17 protein-coding genes are annotated in these 14,651 nt (G+C 61.7%); all 17 read right to left on the minus strand.

All coding sequences use genetic code 11. The features are described 5' to 3' along the window. Positions 1-26 precede the first annotated feature (26 nt). Complete coding sequence (locus tag HMPREF2716_RS02990; RefSeq protein ID WP_023119725.1) at positions 27-734, minus strand: DUF5983 family protein; 708 nt, start codon at positions 732-734, stop codon at positions 27-29. 484 nt (positions 735-1,218) lie between these two features. Further along, positions 1,219-1,416 carry a hypothetical protein gene (locus HMPREF2716_RS02995; RefSeq protein WP_070621803.1) on the minus strand — a complete coding sequence of 66 codons (198 nt, stop codon included), beginning with the start codon at positions 1,414-1,416 and terminating at the stop codon, positions 1,219-1,221. A 73-nt stretch (positions 1,417-1,489) separates the two neighbouring features. Further along, entirely contained in the window at positions 1,490-1,648 is a 159-nt protein-coding gene (locus HMPREF2716_RS29585; protein ID WP_023086520.1) for a hypothetical protein, read from the minus strand. A 137-nt stretch (positions 1,649-1,785) separates the two neighbouring features. After that, complete coding sequence (locus HMPREF2716_RS03000) at positions 1,786-2,274, minus strand: STY4534 family ICE replication protein (protein WP_070621804.1); 489 nt, start codon at positions 2,272-2,274, stop codon at positions 1,786-1,788. A 324-nt stretch (positions 2,275-2,598) separates the two neighbouring features. Then, the gene (locus HMPREF2716_RS29755; RefSeq protein ID WP_003099783.1) at positions 2,599-2,733 is read right to left on the minus strand and encodes a hypothetical protein; all 135 of its coding nucleotides are present in this window, start codon (positions 2,731-2,733) and stop codon (positions 2,599-2,601) included. 1 nt (position 2,734) lies between these two features. After that, entirely contained in the window at positions 2,735-2,911 is a 177-nt protein-coding gene (locus HMPREF2716_RS29590) for a hypothetical protein (RefSeq protein ID WP_003149538.1), read from the minus strand. A 74-nt stretch (positions 2,912-2,985) separates the two neighbouring features. Further along, the gene (locus HMPREF2716_RS03005) at positions 2,986-3,552 is read right to left on the minus strand and encodes a hypothetical protein (RefSeq protein WP_070621805.1); all 567 of its coding nucleotides are present in this window, start codon (positions 3,550-3,552) and stop codon (positions 2,986-2,988) included. Between the two features lie 914 nt (positions 3,553-4,466). Beyond that, on the minus strand, positions 4,467-4,904 hold the full coding sequence (pilM, locus tag HMPREF2716_RS03010; protein WP_058137753.1) for a type IV pilus biogenesis protein PilM: 438 nt from the start codon (positions 4,902-4,904) through the stop codon (positions 4,467-4,469). 28 nt (positions 4,905-4,932) lie between these two features. Next, entirely contained in the window at positions 4,933-6,261 is a 1,329-nt protein-coding gene (pilV, locus tag HMPREF2716_RS03015) for a shufflon system plasmid conjugative transfer pilus tip adhesin PilV (RefSeq protein WP_058137752.1), read from the minus strand. 4 nt (positions 6,262-6,265) lie between these two features. Further along, positions 6,266-7,207, minus strand: a complete 942-nt coding sequence (locus HMPREF2716_RS03020) for an ATPase, T2SS/T4P/T4SS family (protein ID WP_003134125.1) — start codon at positions 7,205-7,207, stop codon at positions 6,266-6,268. Then, positions 7,204-7,734, minus strand: coding sequence for a type 4 pilus major pilin (locus HMPREF2716_RS03025; RefSeq protein ID WP_003099765.1), 531 nt, complete (start codon positions 7,732-7,734; stop codon positions 7,204-7,206). Before HMPREF2716_RS03025 ends, HMPREF2716_RS03020 begins: the two co-directional genes overlap by 4 nt. Positions 7,735-7,755: 21 nt before the next feature. Further along, positions 7,756-8,835 (minus strand): type II secretion system F family protein, encoded by a 1,080-nt coding sequence (locus HMPREF2716_RS03030; RefSeq protein ID WP_070621806.1) that lies wholly within the window; start codon positions 8,833-8,835, stop codon positions 7,756-7,758. Further along, positions 8,835-10,415, minus strand: a complete 1,581-nt coding sequence (locus HMPREF2716_RS03035; protein WP_016264241.1) for a GspE/PulE family protein — start codon at positions 10,413-10,415, stop codon at positions 8,835-8,837. The genes HMPREF2716_RS03030 and HMPREF2716_RS03035 overlap by 1 nt, the downstream gene beginning before the upstream one ends. A gap of 8 nt (positions 10,416-10,423) precedes the next feature. Beyond that, on the minus strand, positions 10,424-10,957 hold the full coding sequence (gene pilP, locus HMPREF2716_RS03040) for a type IV pilus biogenesis protein PilP (RefSeq protein WP_016264242.1): 534 nt from the start codon (positions 10,955-10,957) through the stop codon (positions 10,424-10,426). Then, the gene (gene pilO2 / locus HMPREF2716_RS03045; protein WP_016264243.1) at positions 10,947-12,272 is read right to left on the minus strand and encodes a type 4b pilus protein PilO2; all 1,326 of its coding nucleotides are present in this window, start codon (positions 12,270-12,272) and stop codon (positions 10,947-10,949) included. The genes pilP and pilO2 overlap by 11 nt, the downstream gene beginning before the upstream one ends. A gap of 3 nt (positions 12,273-12,275) precedes the next feature. After that, a complete protein-coding gene (locus HMPREF2716_RS03050; protein WP_016264244.1) occupies positions 12,276-13,985 on the minus strand; it encodes a PilN family type IVB pilus formation outer membrane protein in 1,710 nt (569 codons plus the stop codon). Then, on the minus strand, positions 13,985-14,651 hold a 667-nt coding region (locus tag HMPREF2716_RS29760; RefSeq protein ID WP_256548102.1), incomplete at its 5' end, for a TcpQ domain-containing protein. The genes HMPREF2716_RS29760 and HMPREF2716_RS03050, both read right to left, overlap by 1 nt.

Raw genomic sequence — 14,651 nt, forward strand, 5'->3', positions numbered from 1 at the left:
GCGGGATTTCCCGCCAGCCGGATTGCTCAATCGTCATAAAGCGGCAGGCCCTTGAGCGTGGGCGCGAATGGATCAAGTACCAGGAGCCGAATGTCTGCTTGTCCCGCGAGGTGAAGCAGATCGACCAGGTGTTCGTCGAGGCCGAAGGCAAGCTGTTCTTGTCGAAGAGCGGCTGCGGTCATCTCCAGGATCTCCAGACACTCATCCGTCCAAGGAGTGTTGTGCAAGCGAAAGCCCACGGCACCGTGCTCGTTACACCAGAAGAGCGATACCAACACCGAGGGCAAGCGGATTGGCATCTTGGTCGAGAACCTTTCGTAGAGGCTATTCCACGCTCTGATGGGTAGATGTGTTTTTCTGATCTCCCAGCAGCGGTTATAACCGCCGCCGAACGAAAGGTATCGAACGACACTCTCGGCTTCGGTCAGTGAGTATTGATCTCCGATAAGCTTTTTTCTGCCGTCCTGCTCACCGTAGATGCTGTAAAGTACGTTTCTCACTATTCCTTGGTGAGGGCATTTTTCAACTCTTTCATCGTCTAAGTCTTGGGTTACCACGGCGAAATCGCCATTGAAGTAGCACAGCTCGCACTGAAAATATTCGTCTGGGAGGTGCTGCTGGGTTTCATGCAGTGCGCGGTAGCACGGTAGATTGTCGCCTTCGTCAGTGATCTGCAGGTTTCGCTCGATGCGGAAACTCTCATAGCCGCGAATAAACGGATTGAGTTGAGTCATGGGGTATCTCCGGTTGCCGGGAAGCCCATGCCCTTGGAGGCTATGGACCTCCAGGTGAGTAAGGGGCGCCGAAGCGCCCAGGTGATGTCGAGTTGTTGTAGTTAACGCGATAGGTGTTCTTCTTTACGCCGAGCCTTCTGGTATCGCTCTACCAGGCCATAGTATTGAAGTACCGGTGATGTGCTCGAGTCGCAACCATGCTCACAGTCGGCCTGCGCCAAAGCTTCGATTGCATCTTGAATTACATAGAGCTCGATACTGAGTCCTGCATCGCCAAACTCATCAACCAAGCCTTTGCACAGAATGTACTCGAACTTGCTTTGTGCAGCATGTACTCCGATGTTGAGTAGAGCTGGGAGCCTTTCTGGATATGTGTTCACGGTGAGTTCCAATTCGTAATCAAATCGGAGAGGTCACCTCCCAGCAGGGGTGATGACCCCGTCTGGGTTGAATTAGAAGATGCACATGGGCAAAAGGGTAAAGCTTAATATTCCAGTTGCGTCCAAGTGCCGTTGTCTAATGCCTGTTGGGCAAGTTCGCGGGATGGGTAGTATTCAACCGATTCGCGCGAAGCTGGTCCTTCTTCATCAAGGGTGCCGATATAAAAGCCGGCATTGGACATAAGAACCTGCAGCGGCAGTTCGAGACGAAGATGGGCGAGTGCCAGCTTTCCGTATTGCATGGTGATTCTCCTTTCGGTAGGAAACACCAGTCCCAAGGGGACTGAGGTCCCCTAAATGGGAAATGTTTGGCGGTTAGGCCAGGGCAGATACCTGGGCATTGTTGCTGGCCAGGAACAGCCAGGCGAAGTTGCAGAAATGCCTGCTGAGCAGCAGCTCGTCCTCGACGTCGGTGAGGCAAACCTCCTCAACTTCCGGCAGGGCGGGCAGATCTACGATTTGGATATTGCTCATGATGATCTCCAGATAATGGAGAACACCACGCCCTGGGGGAGATGGTGCCCCCCGGATGGGTATGCGATGAAGAGTGGCGCATAGCGTAGGTAGTGAAAGGCCCTCGGGATGAGGGCCGGTATTCGATCAAGCCGTGCTCAAGCAGCGGCTGGTTCAGCGTGCTCAGCGGGGGCTGCGGGCTCACCTTGAGGTTCGCCTTGGCCTTGCTGGGCTTTTTCAGCTTCTTCCTTCGCATCGTAGACGGTGGTGCCATCCACTTTGATCCAGGAGATGAAGAGTAGCCGCCCCTTGAGGCTTGCGTCGGGCTTGCCTTGTTTCTCGCCTTTCTGGTGGATGAAGGGATCCGCCCAGATATCGCCGATACGGAAGGAAATCAGAACCTTCTTCTTGGCCTCGACTGCGTCCTTGCAACGGCGGACAAGCTTTTCAGCCTGGGCGCCGACCACTTTGCAGTCGATGTAGGAGTATTCCACGCTGTCTGCCGCGCCATGGAGGGCTGCGACGGTTACGGCGAGGAATGGTTCACCTCGGCGGATCGGTACCTCGCGGATGCGATTGAGGTAGCCGATACCGGTGGTGTGCAGGTCGAAATACTTGGCTTCTTGGGCTTGGGTGTTGTTGCTCATGATGGTTCTCCAGTTTCGTAAGCGAAAGCGGAGAAACACCTTGCCCGTCAGGGAAAAGTATTCCCCGCATGGGTCGGTATTGGGAGGTAAAGCAGAGGGAGAGGGCTTCCATCAACCTGTGGGCTGATTGATCGCGCTACCGGAAGCTGGTGCGATCTTGGGTTCGATCTACACGGAAGTCCGTGTCGTAGTCTTTCAGATCATGACTACTGGGGAGGGTTGCCGACAACGTCAGCAGCTCACGGGGTAAAGGATGGGCAGGGGAAAAATGAATGTCAATACCCTTGAAATGAAAAAAGCGCCCAGTATTGGGCGCTTTCATGGTCAATGATGACGGGGAAGAATCCGATGTTTTTGGCACCAGGTCTTGACCTGAGGCCAACTGAACCAGAGGGCTATGCCGGAGCAGATAACCACCAGGCTGGTCATGATGATCATGCCGAACTCGGTCTGGGACATTTCACTCCTCCTCCTCGGTGAGAGCGATACCTATGAGCCAGATTACCATACCCATAACGAAAGCATATGCCGTCAGCAAGCGGTGCTCGCTGAGGAAGATGCCCACCAGGCTCGCCGCAACGGCAGTGGTACCGATTTTTCGGAGATCGTCTGCGAATGCAGAACGTTTCGATTTCATGGTTTTCCTCGAAAAATGCCGGAAAACCACCCTGCGGGATGGTTCCCGGCAGGGTTGGGGGGTAGCAGTGGCTATTAGCGGCCGAGAGCAGCTACTTGTTCATCCGTCATGGTGGACAAGTAGTCCTGCCAGCGTTGGTGGTATTGCTCCTGAGTACGCCGATGGAGTTCCCAAGAGACTGCGCCACCAGGAGGTGCTGGCAAAAGAGCAATCTCATGATCGTTCAGGGACTCTAACTGGAGAGGGGGCCTCCCCATTTCGCTTTCGGAGTTGGGTGCAATCAAATGGTCGAGGGAACCCATCTTGAGCTCCTTCCTGACTGGCGTTTCAGCTTTGGCGGTCGCCTTGGCCATCTTGGGTTTGCGTGCGCGCTTGGGCTTTTGCACCTCGCGCGTATTGGCTAGATACCAGTCATTCAGGTTGACATTCTTCAGCCGGACGATGGCTGGGATGTCGCTGATGTGTTCTAGCTCGCCAGCGGTCGGGCCGGCCAGGAAGGCAGGATTGATGCGCTGGACGCTCAACGCAACCGGCGCTTGTGCTTGCACTACGACCGGAGGGCGACTGAGCGCTCTGCGGAACTCACGCACAACACTGCCGAGGGCAAAGCCGATTTCGAAGCTGGTGGATTGCTTGGACATGGTGTTTCTCCTGCAGGTTGAGGGTGCGGAGAAAACACTGGCCCTGGCGGGGAAGTGGATTCCCCGCTGGGTTGCGGAAGGGAGCTTCTATCGACCGAGGCCGACCGACCGCGCTACCAGAAGCTATGCGGTCTTGGGTTGGATCAACACGGTGGGCTGTGCTGCAGCATTTCGGATCCGAGCTGCATGGGGGCATGTCGCTGACAACGTCAGCAGATCACGCGTTCATCATCGAAGCGGGGGGCGAAAGTGTCAAGGTCAAGCAGGAGGGGGAGCGGATGCAGCGGGCGGAGAGCGAGGGCGGAAGAGCGCGGCTGGTAGAAACCCTGTCAAAGGTTTCCCCAGCCGTGTCTGGAAGGGGAGTCAAGTGAGCCACCTGTGGTTGAATCGTCGATCCCTGGGCATTGATCGTCTCGATCCCATCACCCGGCCATTATCGTGGCTTGGCCAGCAAACAGTAGGCACGCATCCGCGTACAAAGGGAGCCCTGCGTATCACCGGCGGGCCACCGGCAGGGAGAAGGATCCCGATGGGTAGCCTGATAGTCCTGGAGCAGGAGCATCAGGCTACCCATGGAGAGGGGAAAAGGAGGGGCCGTAACACCAGTACGACCCTTAAATCGAGGAAACACCGAACCTCTTGAGAACCCTATGTGCCTTTAAACTCGCTCGACACGAGTTGACGGCTGCATGACAAGCAAAAGAACAGGGAGACACAGGGAGAATTCTCAACCAGATCCGCACGCCCCACCCGGTGTTGTAGCGTGCTTACGGTTTGGTAATGAGGCGAACCTGCATCACCAGGGCGCTACTGATGACCGTCAGTAGCCAGCGGGGTGAAATCAAAGTTGATGGCATTATGTGTTCAGAAGGCCGGTTTATCAAGCTGCGCCGGGGTTTACTGGCCTGTGGAGGTTATTTGACCGCGACCACCGCGCCCTCGGGGATGGGCGCAGGGAGCACAATGGCAGTGGCTCCGAGGCGGCGCGTGACTAACTGGCCGTTGCGCCTGACGCCAACCAGGTCGGATTCCGTACCAGCATCCACGGCCGCCGCCAGCCCCGCCGGCGGCGAGGCGATGTAGGCGTAGCTGGTGCCGGCGGCGATGTAGCCCTGAAGCCGCGCTGGCTTGCGGAACCAGGCCGGTAAACCAAGAGCGGAGTCCGCCGGCAAACCGGTGAAACCGGGGTTGGCGTGTGCGTACTCCGCCAGACTGGAGCGGTAGAGCAGCAAGCTCCTGGCCAGGGTGTCGACCTCGGCCAGTTCGGCGCTCGAGGTCGCGTGGTCGCTTTGTACACTCAGCCAGGTACCGGTGATGAGCGCGAGCACCAGGACGATCCACATCAGCGGCATACGGTAGTCCTTGAGTCGTGGCGACCTGCTAGTTCACGCAGGTAACGGTCACGTTGGTCGAGTCGGGGGTCTTGTAGGGTTCCGGGTAGTTGAAGCCTGGGCCGATCTCAGTGATTAGCCCGAACGAGTAGTTGGTGCCAAATGTCTGGTTGAAGCCCACTGCGCAGAATCGGCCGCCGCAGGTGATCGCGTAGCGGACGTAGTCGTAGTTCACCATGGCGCTATCCTGACCATGCAACGTACACCAGTCCTTGATCACGCCGGCCGTGGTGTTCAGGCGCATGGAGGCGGCGGTTCGTCCCCATTTCCCGTTCTGGCAGGACAGCCAGAGTCCGGTGCTGGTGATGCCTGCCAGCCCGTTCGGCGAGCAGTTGGCTCCTTCGGTGGCCACGCCTTTGAGCTGTAGGTACTCGCCGACTTCCGTCCGGCCCTCGGCGGTGAGTTTGCCCGCTTTCATCTCGCCGCCGGTGTAGACGTTCTTGTTCATCCAGGAGCGCACCCAGGTGCTGTCGCTCATGTACCAGCCGCCGCCCCATTTCTCGTTGTACCAGCCCGTGTCACCACGGGTCCTGAACCAGCCTCCGGTGTACGTCTCGCCGGCGACGTCAGCAGTGCCGGCTTTCACCGTGCCAGCGGCTGTCACGTTGCGCGCGCTGATGTCCGCGCTGGTGGTGATGTTGCCGCTGGCCGTGATCGCCCCGGCCGCGGTGATATTGTTGCCTCCCATGTCCAGCGTGGTATTCATCCGGTTGAGTTCGGGATGACCCGGGACGGCATTGCGGTAGAGGTACTCGTTGGCGATGGCGCCGTCCTGGAAGAACAGCGCCGTCGCCAGGTGTCCAGCGCCGGGAGCGCTACCGAAATTGCTTAAGGCCACCTGCCAGGCGGCGCCCTGGGCGATACTGGTGTTGGTTTTCGAGATGTAGCCCCCGGTGGCTCCCATGAGCTGCGCGATCCGGCGGATCGAGAGTTCGGAAGCTACCTGTCCACCCGTGGTCACGATCAGCGTTTCGAGCTGGTTTGGTGCCGGCTTGCGGGCCAGGACCTGGTATTGCTGGCCGTAGATGTTGGTGTCGCGGAAGCCTGCGGGCAGGTAACGGGTGTTGCGCAGCATCGGGACGGTGATCACCGCCGGGGCCGTGGCGCCGGCGCTGGCCAGAACCGTGCTGAAGTTGTCCTTCAGGTACTTCTCCGCTGCCTTGGCCACCTGCTGTTGCTGCTGGGCCGCGTGCTGCTCGTCCAGGCCGTCCAGGTAGCTCATCAGGACCGATATGCCGCCGGCGGTCGCGATGGCGATCACGACCAGGGCGATCATCAGTTCGATCGAGATGAATCCACTGCTGCGCATACTCCTCATGGTGTTATCTCCATAGGCTTTGCCGGGATTGGCGAGCTTGGTCGTCCTGCAGCAGATGAGCCTCCTTTCGGCGGATCTTGTCGCGCATGGACGGGCCGTCGTCGCCAGTGAACAGCAGTGGCTCGGCGGTCAGGCGGCGCGAGGAACCATCGCTCTCCAGCGCTTGGCAGATCACAGCTTGGATGCCTTCGGCAACCACGTCGTAGGCGTTTCTCGCCAGTGGCTGGGCGAGCGTCACCAAGCGCTCGATCGCCTGATGACAGCTTTTCGCGTGAATGGTGGCGATCACCAAGCTGCCGGTCAGAGAGGCCTTGCAGGCCTGGTAGGCGGTGTCCTCGTCGCGGATCTCGCCAATCAGCACCAGGTCGGCACCGGCCCGCAGCGTGCGCAGCAGGGCCTCGCTGTATCCGCCTGAGCGCCGTGAGGTTCTGACCTGGATGCAGCGGCCGAGCCCATGCTGACCGCTGAGGTTGGTTTCCTGCGGGTCCTCGACGGCGCAGCCCACCCCGCCCAACTCCTGCAGGCGGGCCAGGAGCAGAGAGGCGGCGGAGCTGGTCTTGCCGGTCGCCATCTCGCCGCAGAACAGGACCAGGCCCTGCAACTGCGGATCCATCAGTGCGGAAACCACTTCGCTCGGATAGCCGATCTCTTGGAACTCCCGCAATTGGGCGCTCGACCGGCGCAGCACGAAGACGCTGCCACTGAAAGCGTCCTCGAGGAGGGTGACGCGAAGCAGAACGCCGTCGACGACGATGGCGAACTCAGGATCCTGCAACTCCTCCAGCGTTTGCCTGCAGATCTGCAGCAGTTCCTGGGCGTGCGACTCCCACTCGCGAGGCACTTCGACTCGGCGCGCGCCGGCGCCGGCCAGGCCTTTCACGTCGGCGAAGCCTTCACCGAGGTAGAGGTCGACGAACTGAGCCTGGATGATCGGGTTCACACTCACGAACTATAGGTCCAGGTAATGCTGTTGCTGTCGCTGCTGCAGGCCTGGGTCGCGGCTGCGGTGGTCACTTCTCCGGTGATCGCGGATCCGCTGTTGATCTTGGTCTGCTCGAAGGTGTTCTTCGCGATCTTGGTGGCCAGCGTGATACAGGCGTCCTGGGGCAACTTGCTGGTGGTGATCGAGAAACCCATCCCGGTGGACGAGACAGTGACCGATCCGCCGTAGACGTTGTAGACGACGCCAGAAGAGACACTCATGTTCTTCGGCACGCCGTTGATTGCGATCAGGCTCGGGATCAGGTTGGTGCCGCTGGAGCCGTAGCCCGAAGAGGTCTTCAGGGCCCGCGCGTTAGCCGCGATAACGCTGATGTTGCGCTGTTCCTCGTTGGCGTTGGACGAACTGAACATCCCAGCCGCTGCGGCCAGGCCCAGGCCGACCCCGATGGCGATGATGATCAGCACGATGATCATCTCGATGGAAACGAAACCGCCCTGCGTCGGACGGGAAGTGCGTTGCGTAGTGCTCATGGAGCGCTCCTTGGTGAGGTTTCAGTGGTTCATGGATTGGATGAGCTGCTGTGCCTGGTAGGCGCCGAGCAGGACCAGGATCATCAGCGCGCCGATGAAGATCAGGGCGAAGTTCTTCACCAGCCCGGCGGCCAGCTCGATCTGCTTGAGGCTGGTCTCCTGCCAGCGGCGGCTGAACTTGACCAGCGCTTCGGAGAAGCCTCCCCGGTTGGCGAGGATGCACAGGTACTGGATGGCCTGTCGGTCGGGGAAATCGTGACCGGCGCTGCGAAGGGCAACACCCAAGTTCTGGCCCAGGCCCACGCCGTAGCGGGCGGCTTCCAAGCGCTGCTTCAGCCAGGGCGGGGAGATCTTGATCATGCTGGCCAGGCTGTCGTAAGGGCGTATGCCGGCGTTGAGCATGACAGCCATGTTCAGCAGGAAGGTGGTGCCCTGGAGCATGCGGTAGATGGACCAGGGCGGCAGCGTCCGGTCCAGCCAGACCCGGCCTTTCCAGCGGTAGGTCGGCAACGTGACGATGACCACCACCGTGAGGGTGATGACGGCGACCAGAACGTAGATACCAGGTCCTGTGACGAAGCTGGCAATGGCGTTGAGCGTGGCGAGCGGGCCGGTCCAGGTGACTGGGTCGGAGAGCCTGGCCAAGCTGGGGACCATGCGATAGGCCACGATGCACAGCAGGAACACCATCATGGCGGACAGCGCCGAGGGGTAGAGCAGCGCCTGCCAGATGGTGGCGCGGATCCTGGCCTGGGCCTCGACCAGGGAGACGGCATCGCCCATGGCCTGAACCAGGTTGCCGCTCATCTCGCCTGCCTCGATCAGCGCTCGCTCCTGGGCGGGGAGATAGAGCGCCATGGCGGTGGCCAGACGCTTGCCGTTGGACAGCCCCATCAGCGCTTCGCGACTGGCGATGGCCACCGGATGAAACGGATGCTGCCCCTCATGAGCGAAGATCTTGTGCCCCTCTGCCACAGCGTCCTTCAACGGGACTCCGTTTTCGAGCAGGGTGGACATGCTTTCGTAGAACTGCAGGCGTTCCTTGCGGCCGAACTGCTTGCTGTAGAAGGCGAACTGCAACTGCTCCCAGAAGCCCCCCATCAGCACGCCTCCTGCGAGTAGAAGCTGTCGTCGAGCAGATGCTCATCGAAGTCGAGTGGCCCAATGAAATCCTCGACCATCTGCGGGTCGAACATGCCCTCGTTGATGCGGCGGATGGCGTGGGCGTGCTTGGTGATGCCCTGCATGGTCTTGACCCAGTAGTTGCGTGCCTCGGCTGGACCGCCTTTGGCGAACACACGCATGAAGGCGAGGGTGGGCAGCACCACCTCGGCGACGATCGAGCGGCCGTTGACCCCGGAGCCACGGCAGGCCTGGCAGCCAGGCCCCTTGACATGCACCTGGGAAACATCGGTCAAGCGTCGGACCCGTTCGACCAAGTCGGGCGCGAGTTGGTCTTGGTGGTCTTGGAAGCGCAGCTTGCAGCGGGGGCAGAGCTTGGGCAGCAGGCTCTGGTTGATCAGGCCGGTCAGCAGGGCCGGATCGAACAGCAAGCCGGGGTCGACGCCCAGGTCCTTCAGTCGCTGGACAATGCCGATCGCGCTGTTGGTGTGCAGGGTCGACCACAGGCCGTGCCCGGTCATCGCACCACGGAACGCGGCGACAGCGGCGAAGAGGTCGCGTACTTCGCCGATCATCATGTAGTCCGGATCCAGGCGCATGCCGTTGGCGATGCCCGCGGCCCAGGCCTGGCGTTCTGCGTCTGGGTCGGTGGCGTCGTAGACCAGTGGGGTCTGGTTGATGCCTTCGCCGCGAATGCGGTATTCCGGCGGATCCTCGATGGTCAGGATGTGCTTGGATCCGCCATGGAGCTTGTCGAGGCCTTCCATGGTGACCTTCAAGGTCATCGACTTTCCTGACCCGGTGGGGCCGGACAGGATGTTGATGCCGTAGGGCATACGCATCATGCGATCGAACAGTGCGTTCTGCTCGGGCAGGTAGCCGAGCTGCTCCAGGCTGTCGAGGCCGGTGTCGTCGTAGAGCAGCCGCAGGATCATCAAGAACCCCCCGGCACGCGGGCGGGTAGCGATCCGGGCACCGAACAGGTTGAGCTTCTCGACGAAGGTCTGGCTCATCCGCGCATCCTGGTCCAGTTGCGGCTTGAAAAGTGGCTCGGCCACGTCGCACATGGATTGGTAGATGGTGGCGCAGAGTTCGTGCAGCTCCTGGCTTCGGAACTGCTCGACGGTCTTCAGCAGGCCGTCGACGCGGAAACGGATCTTGCTGCCGGTGCCGGCGGGACTCACGACGAAATGCACGTCACTGGCGCGCAGCTCAGTGGCCTTACGAATGATCTTGACCACGCGCTCCTGCATCTGGGTGGCGCGCTGGCCATCGCTATCGACCAGGCCGTCCATGGCGACGGCGCGGTAAAGCTGGTGAATGGTCTGCAGGTCGGTGAGGTTGAGCTGGTATCGGAAGCCACGGCGATCGAGACGGTCGATGAACGACAGAACGTGTATGTCGTTCTGGTGGCTCTCCGATAGATAGAGCGTGCCGTCGGCGGCCAGGGCCATGATTTCCTGCAGGTGCTTCGATACCTCCCATTCACCACCGTCGGCGGTGAGCAGTTGGGTCACCATGGAGGGCTGCGCAAGCGCGGCAATCTGAAGGTTCGTCATGGCGGTGCCTACTGAATGAACGGCTGCGGTACAGCCCCGGGCAGCGCCGGCGGAACCGAGGCGCCTTGGGCCGTAGAGGAGGCTTGGGAGGGGGCAACGCTGGAGAAGCCCACGGGCACGCGGTTGCCATCCTTGTCGGTGAGCACGACCTGGTCCAGCGAGATTGACTCGACGCGGTAGTTGCCCGGCAGCTCCGCGCCGCTGGCGGCGTCAACCTCGTACCCGCCCGGGAACAAGAACGTGGCAGTCATCTTGCCGCCGGCGCCGTAGATGGTCCGCACCACTGGCGGAACCGGCTGCGTGATCGTCGGCGCCGCCGCCGGCACCGGCATGGCGAACGTCTGCCCCTGGGCGCTGACGACCTGGCCGGTTTCGCCTTTGCCTTCCAATTGCCGCTGCGCCGTGGCCAGGCGCACCTTGGCCTCGGTGAGGATGGCCTGGGCCTGGATCTCCGCAAGTTCGCCAACGGTGCCAGCGCAGGCCTGGCCGGACGCGAAGAGGAAGAGCACGGCCACGGCCATGCCGATCGGCTCAGTTCGCATAGATTTCTCCTGTGACAGTCCAGTCCAACCGGCTGTCCTTGAGCGTGGTTTCGAGGTTGGTGATGCGGACACCGGCAGCGGGCAGCCCCTGGAAGGTCAGGTCTGCCGGGAGCCGGGTCTGGGCGCTGAAGGTGAATTTTTTCCAGGAAGGCAACACAACTTGCTGTTCAGTCGCAGCTTCCGCGCCAGGGAGGGGCGGAGTTGTTTCCTGGCTGATCGACAGCTTGGGCTCGACCCCTTGACGGTACAGGTGGCTGGTCAGCGCCTGCAGAACGTCGTCCGCCGGCAGTAGCGGCTCATCACTGCCGATGGCGACCTTCAGATCGACCTTCAGGGCCGCGGTGTTGCCGTTGTCGATGACGAAGGCGGGGCGGTCGGCGAACAGGTGCTGGCTGGCCGCTGTCAGGTCGGCTGCCGTGCTGTTGCCGGTACGGTGGTAGGTGGCGACCAGGACCCTGCCGTCGCACTTGCTGGATTCGAAGAGCCAGCCCTGGATCGACAGCGACAGTACCCCCGTTGCCTTGCTACAGGCGCGTAGCATGTCCTCGAGGTCAGGCATGAGCGTCCAAGGCTTCTGCAATGACGCCAGGTCCAGCGGCTGCTTGGCCTGGGCGTTCTTCTCGGCCAGCTCGGCGAGGTGCCTCTGCTCCTCGAGGAGCGCGGCTTGCCTGGCGAGCTCTTCCTGGTGGGCATTCCATAGGTAGTAGGCGGTTAGCGACCCACCTACCACGCAACCGAGCAGGGCCACTGCCGTCCACTCCCTGGCGGACAAGCCGAAGGTGAGTTGCCGGAGGCGGTAGTCGCGCCGCAGGCGCTTCGGCGCGAGCAGTTCCTCGATGTCGAAGTCCTTGACGGGGAAATCGAACCCTTCGGGAACGAAGACCTGTGCGTTTCGCAGCACGCCGCGCGTAGAGAGCTTCCTGACCCGGTCCCGGGCCTCGTCGAGGGTGGTGACGACATCCTGCCCGGGGACAATCGCGCCATCGAGCGTGGCGACCAGCGCGTAGCGGTCCTCCTCGACTTTCCAGCAGGCCAGGAAGTCGCCGTCGAACTGGCCTGAAAGCGCCGAGGCCAGGGAGTACATGCCCTTGACTGCGCCTTGCGACTTCGAAACGAAGCCGGCCTGGATCACCGTCGGCGAATGGCGGATGGCAACGATGTCCAGATGCTCTTCCTTGCCCAGCTTGCGCGCTTCCTTCATGTACTGCCGCTGGCTGGACAGCGGCCGCCAGAACAAGCCGCTGACGAACTTGTTGCCGTGGTAGCTCAGGATCGAGACGTCTGGTCCACGTCTGCCGAGGTCAGGCTTCTCCATGGTTCAGCCCAGCACGACGGGGGTGATCAGCACCACGATGACCTCGCGCTTGGTATTGCGGGTCAGCCCGCCGCCAAGCCCGAAGAACCCAGCGTCGCCGGTGCCGACCTTGTTGGTGTCCTCGGTGGTCTGGTCGAAGCCGGAGAGTACCAATGTCTCGCCGCTGCGCAGGCGTACCTTCTGGTCGAACAGTTGTATGTCGTAGCTCGGGAACTGGGCTTTGGAGTCCCCGCTGGTCTGCATTTCGAACGTCGGCCGGGAGGTCATGTTGATGTTGATCTTCAGCAGCATCTCGCCGCTTTCCATCACGAACGGCAGCAGGCTCATGTTGTAGCCGCTGGTCACGGCGCCCGGGATCAGCGAGGTGGTACTGCCGACCTGGGCGACGTTGGAGATCTGGCTGGAGGCCAGGTAGCTGTCGTAGCGGCCGATCTGGATCGGCGCCGACTGGAGGTTGAGCGTGGTCACGGACGGGGAGCGGACGGTCGAAACGCGGCCCTGCTGGGCCAGCGCCTGGACCATGGCTTTGGAGCCGGCCCAGGCGCTGTTGGCGGTATCCAGGATGCTCACGGAGCCGGAGATCGCACTTTGGTCGATGCCCGGCATGGTGTTCTTCAGGCCGATGCCCCACTTGTTGTTGAGCGACTTGTAGACCAGGTTCCAGTCGATCCCCAGTTGATCCTTGTCGGTCAGGGCGACCGAGAGCACGTTGACGTTCAGCAGCACCTGCTTGGTGATGCTCTCGTTCTCCCGGTTGACCAGCTGCTGGACACGGTTGAGGACCTCTGGTCGGTCGGTGACGGTCAGGGTACCCGTGGCACGCGACAGCGACATGCGTCCCATGCTCGGCGTCAGCATCGAGTTGATGCTGTTCTCGATGTCGCTGAGGATCGATGTCTTCAGCTCCGAACTGGTGGTCTGCTTGCTGCCGGAGTCGCCGCTGATGCCGGAGCTGCCATTCTGTCCGGTGGATCCGGAGCCGTCCCCGCTGATGCCGGCGGCCGTCGTCATACCGGAACGCACGGTGGAGTCCACCGTGTTGACGTCGTCGAAGGCGTAGATGCGGAAGGTCCGAGTGTCCAGGTAGTAGAACTCGACCCGTTTCTCGGTTGGGTTGTAGCGCCAGGACACGCCGGCGCGGGCGGCGATGAGATCGAGGAACCCGCTGACTTTGCCGTTCCATTTGATGTTGTACAGAGACCGCGGGCCGTAGGACCCGAAGCTCGACCCCATGCTGCCGCCGGCACCGAGCGACATGCCGTTGGCGACGGAGGCAGGAAACAGCATGGTGGCCATGTCCTGGCCGCCTTGGATGGGCGGCGGGGCGTTGCTCGCGCGCTGCTGAGGTTGCACGGCGAAGGCGGCCGGGTTCAGCGCGTCGGGTGTGATACTGACCGCCATGTGGCATTGGTTGATGACTTCCTGGGCGGCCTCCTGCAGCGACGCTGCGCCTGCAGGGCGCCACGTCACGATGCAGTCACTGGACAAGGTGTGAGAAACGCTCAGGGGTTTCGTGCTGACCCAGGGTTTGTCGGAGAACACCACCGTATCGCGCCGATCCGGTCGGGTGTTGCGCACCTGGGCGGCGATCGATGACGCGGAGTCTGCTGTGGCTTCGACACGATCAGCCGACTCGTTCACCCGCGTGACTGAGCAACTGGCCAGTGCGGGGATCAGGAGGCAAGGCAAGAGGTTCTTCAGGGGGGCACGCATCAGTTCTTGCGCTCCTTGATGATGATCAGGGACTGCGGGCGGCTGGCGTTCACCAGGAAGGGCCGTTCGGCAGCGTCATACAGGGGGAACAGCTCGGATACCGCGTCCTCGAAGGAGCCGTGGAAGGTCAGAGGAGCCTCGATCGGATAGTTGAGATCCTGCGGCTCCCAGCGGACGGTCCAGCGTGCGCGCTTTGCCCAGGCTTCCAAGGTGTCGCGCAGGGTTGATCCCGTCTCGGCTGACCAGGCCTGTGCCAGCGGCCGGCTCGGTTCCGTCGGCGTGAGCACCTTGACCGGTGGGGCGGAAGCCACGGTGGGTGGAGTGGGCGGCGTGGACTTCACGGCGGAGGCCGCAGGCTTGGTCGGTGCCGAAGCCGCGGGAGGAGAAGAGGGGTGGCCATCCTTGGCCGGTGCGGCTGGGGGGAGCACAGTGGTGGATTCAGGCTTCTTGGCCGGAGCGGGACTGGTTGTGATTGGCGCCGGTGTCGGCACCGAGGCGACCACGACGGGCGACTCCAGCGTGCTGACTTTTTCCGTGGAAGAAGGTTGCGCTACCGCCGCCGGAGTTGGGGCAGCGAGCTTCGCATACAGTTGCTGGACCGGTTTCGGCCTCGGCGCCGGGGGAAGTTGATAGCCCGGGCGCAGCACGAAGCAGACCTGCCGCGCG

Source organism: Pseudomonas sp. HMSC076A11 (assembly GCF_001810205.1).
GTDB classification, from domain to species: domain Bacteria; phylum Pseudomonadota; class Gammaproteobacteria; order Pseudomonadales; family Pseudomonadaceae; genus Pseudomonas; species Pseudomonas aeruginosa.

Excerpts from the sequence above, each read along its gene's own strand:
- HMPREF2716_RS03000 (WP_070621804.1), bottom strand. The coding sequence starts at position 2,274 with ATGAGCAACAACACCCAAGCCCAAGAAGCCAAGTATTTCGACCTGCAC.
- pilM (WP_058137753.1), bottom strand. The coding sequence starts at position 4,904 with ATGCCGCTGATGTGGATCGTCCTGGTGCTCGCGCTCATCACCGGTACC.
- HMPREF2716_RS02995 (WP_070621803.1), bottom strand. The coding sequence starts at position 1,416 with ATGCAATACGGAAAGCTGGCACTCGCCCATCTTCGTCTCGAACTGCCG.
- pilO2 (WP_016264243.1), bottom strand. The coding sequence starts at position 12,272 with ATGGAGAAGCCTGACCTCGGCAGACGTGGACCAGACGTCTCGATCCTG.
- HMPREF2716_RS02990 (WP_023119725.1), bottom strand. The coding sequence starts at position 734 with ATGACTCAACTCAATCCGTTTATTCGCGGCTATGAGAGTTTCCGCATC.
- HMPREF2716_RS29755 (WP_003099783.1), bottom strand. The coding sequence starts at position 2,733 with ATGTCCCAGACCGAGTTCGGCATGATCATCATGACCAGCCTGGTGGTT.
- HMPREF2716_RS03035 (WP_016264241.1), bottom strand. The coding sequence starts at position 10,415 with ATGACGAACCTTCAGATTGCCGCGCTTGCGCAGCCCTCCATGGTGACC.
- HMPREF2716_RS03025 (WP_003099765.1), bottom strand. The coding sequence starts at position 7,734 with ATGAGCACTACGCAACGCACTTCCCGTCCGACGCAGGGCGGTTTCGTT.
- pilV (WP_058137752.1), bottom strand. The coding sequence starts at position 6,261 with ATGAGGAGTATGCGCAGCAGTGGATTCATCTCGATCGAACTGATGATC.
- HMPREF2716_RS03005 (WP_070621805.1), bottom strand. The coding sequence starts at position 3,552 with ATGTCCAAGCAATCCACCAGCTTCGAAATCGGCTTTGCCCTCGGCAGT.
- HMPREF2716_RS03030 (WP_070621806.1), bottom strand. The coding sequence starts at position 8,835 with ATGGGGGGCTTCTGGGAGCAGTTGCAGTTCGCCTTCTACAGCAAGCAG.
- HMPREF2716_RS29590 (WP_003149538.1), bottom strand. The coding sequence starts at position 2,911 with ATGAAATCGAAACGTTCTGCATTCGCAGACGATCTCCGAAAAATCGGT.
- HMPREF2716_RS29585 (WP_023086520.1), bottom strand. The coding sequence starts at position 1,648 with ATGAGCAATATCCAAATCGTAGATCTGCCCGCCCTGCCGGAAGTTGAG.
- pilP (WP_016264242.1), bottom strand. The coding sequence starts at position 10,957 with ATGCGAACTGAGCCGATCGGCATGGCCGTGGCCGTGCTCTTCCTCTTC.
- HMPREF2716_RS03050 (WP_016264244.1), bottom strand. The coding sequence starts at position 13,985 with ATGCGTGCCCCCCTGAAGAACCTCTTGCCTTGCCTCCTGATCCCCGCA.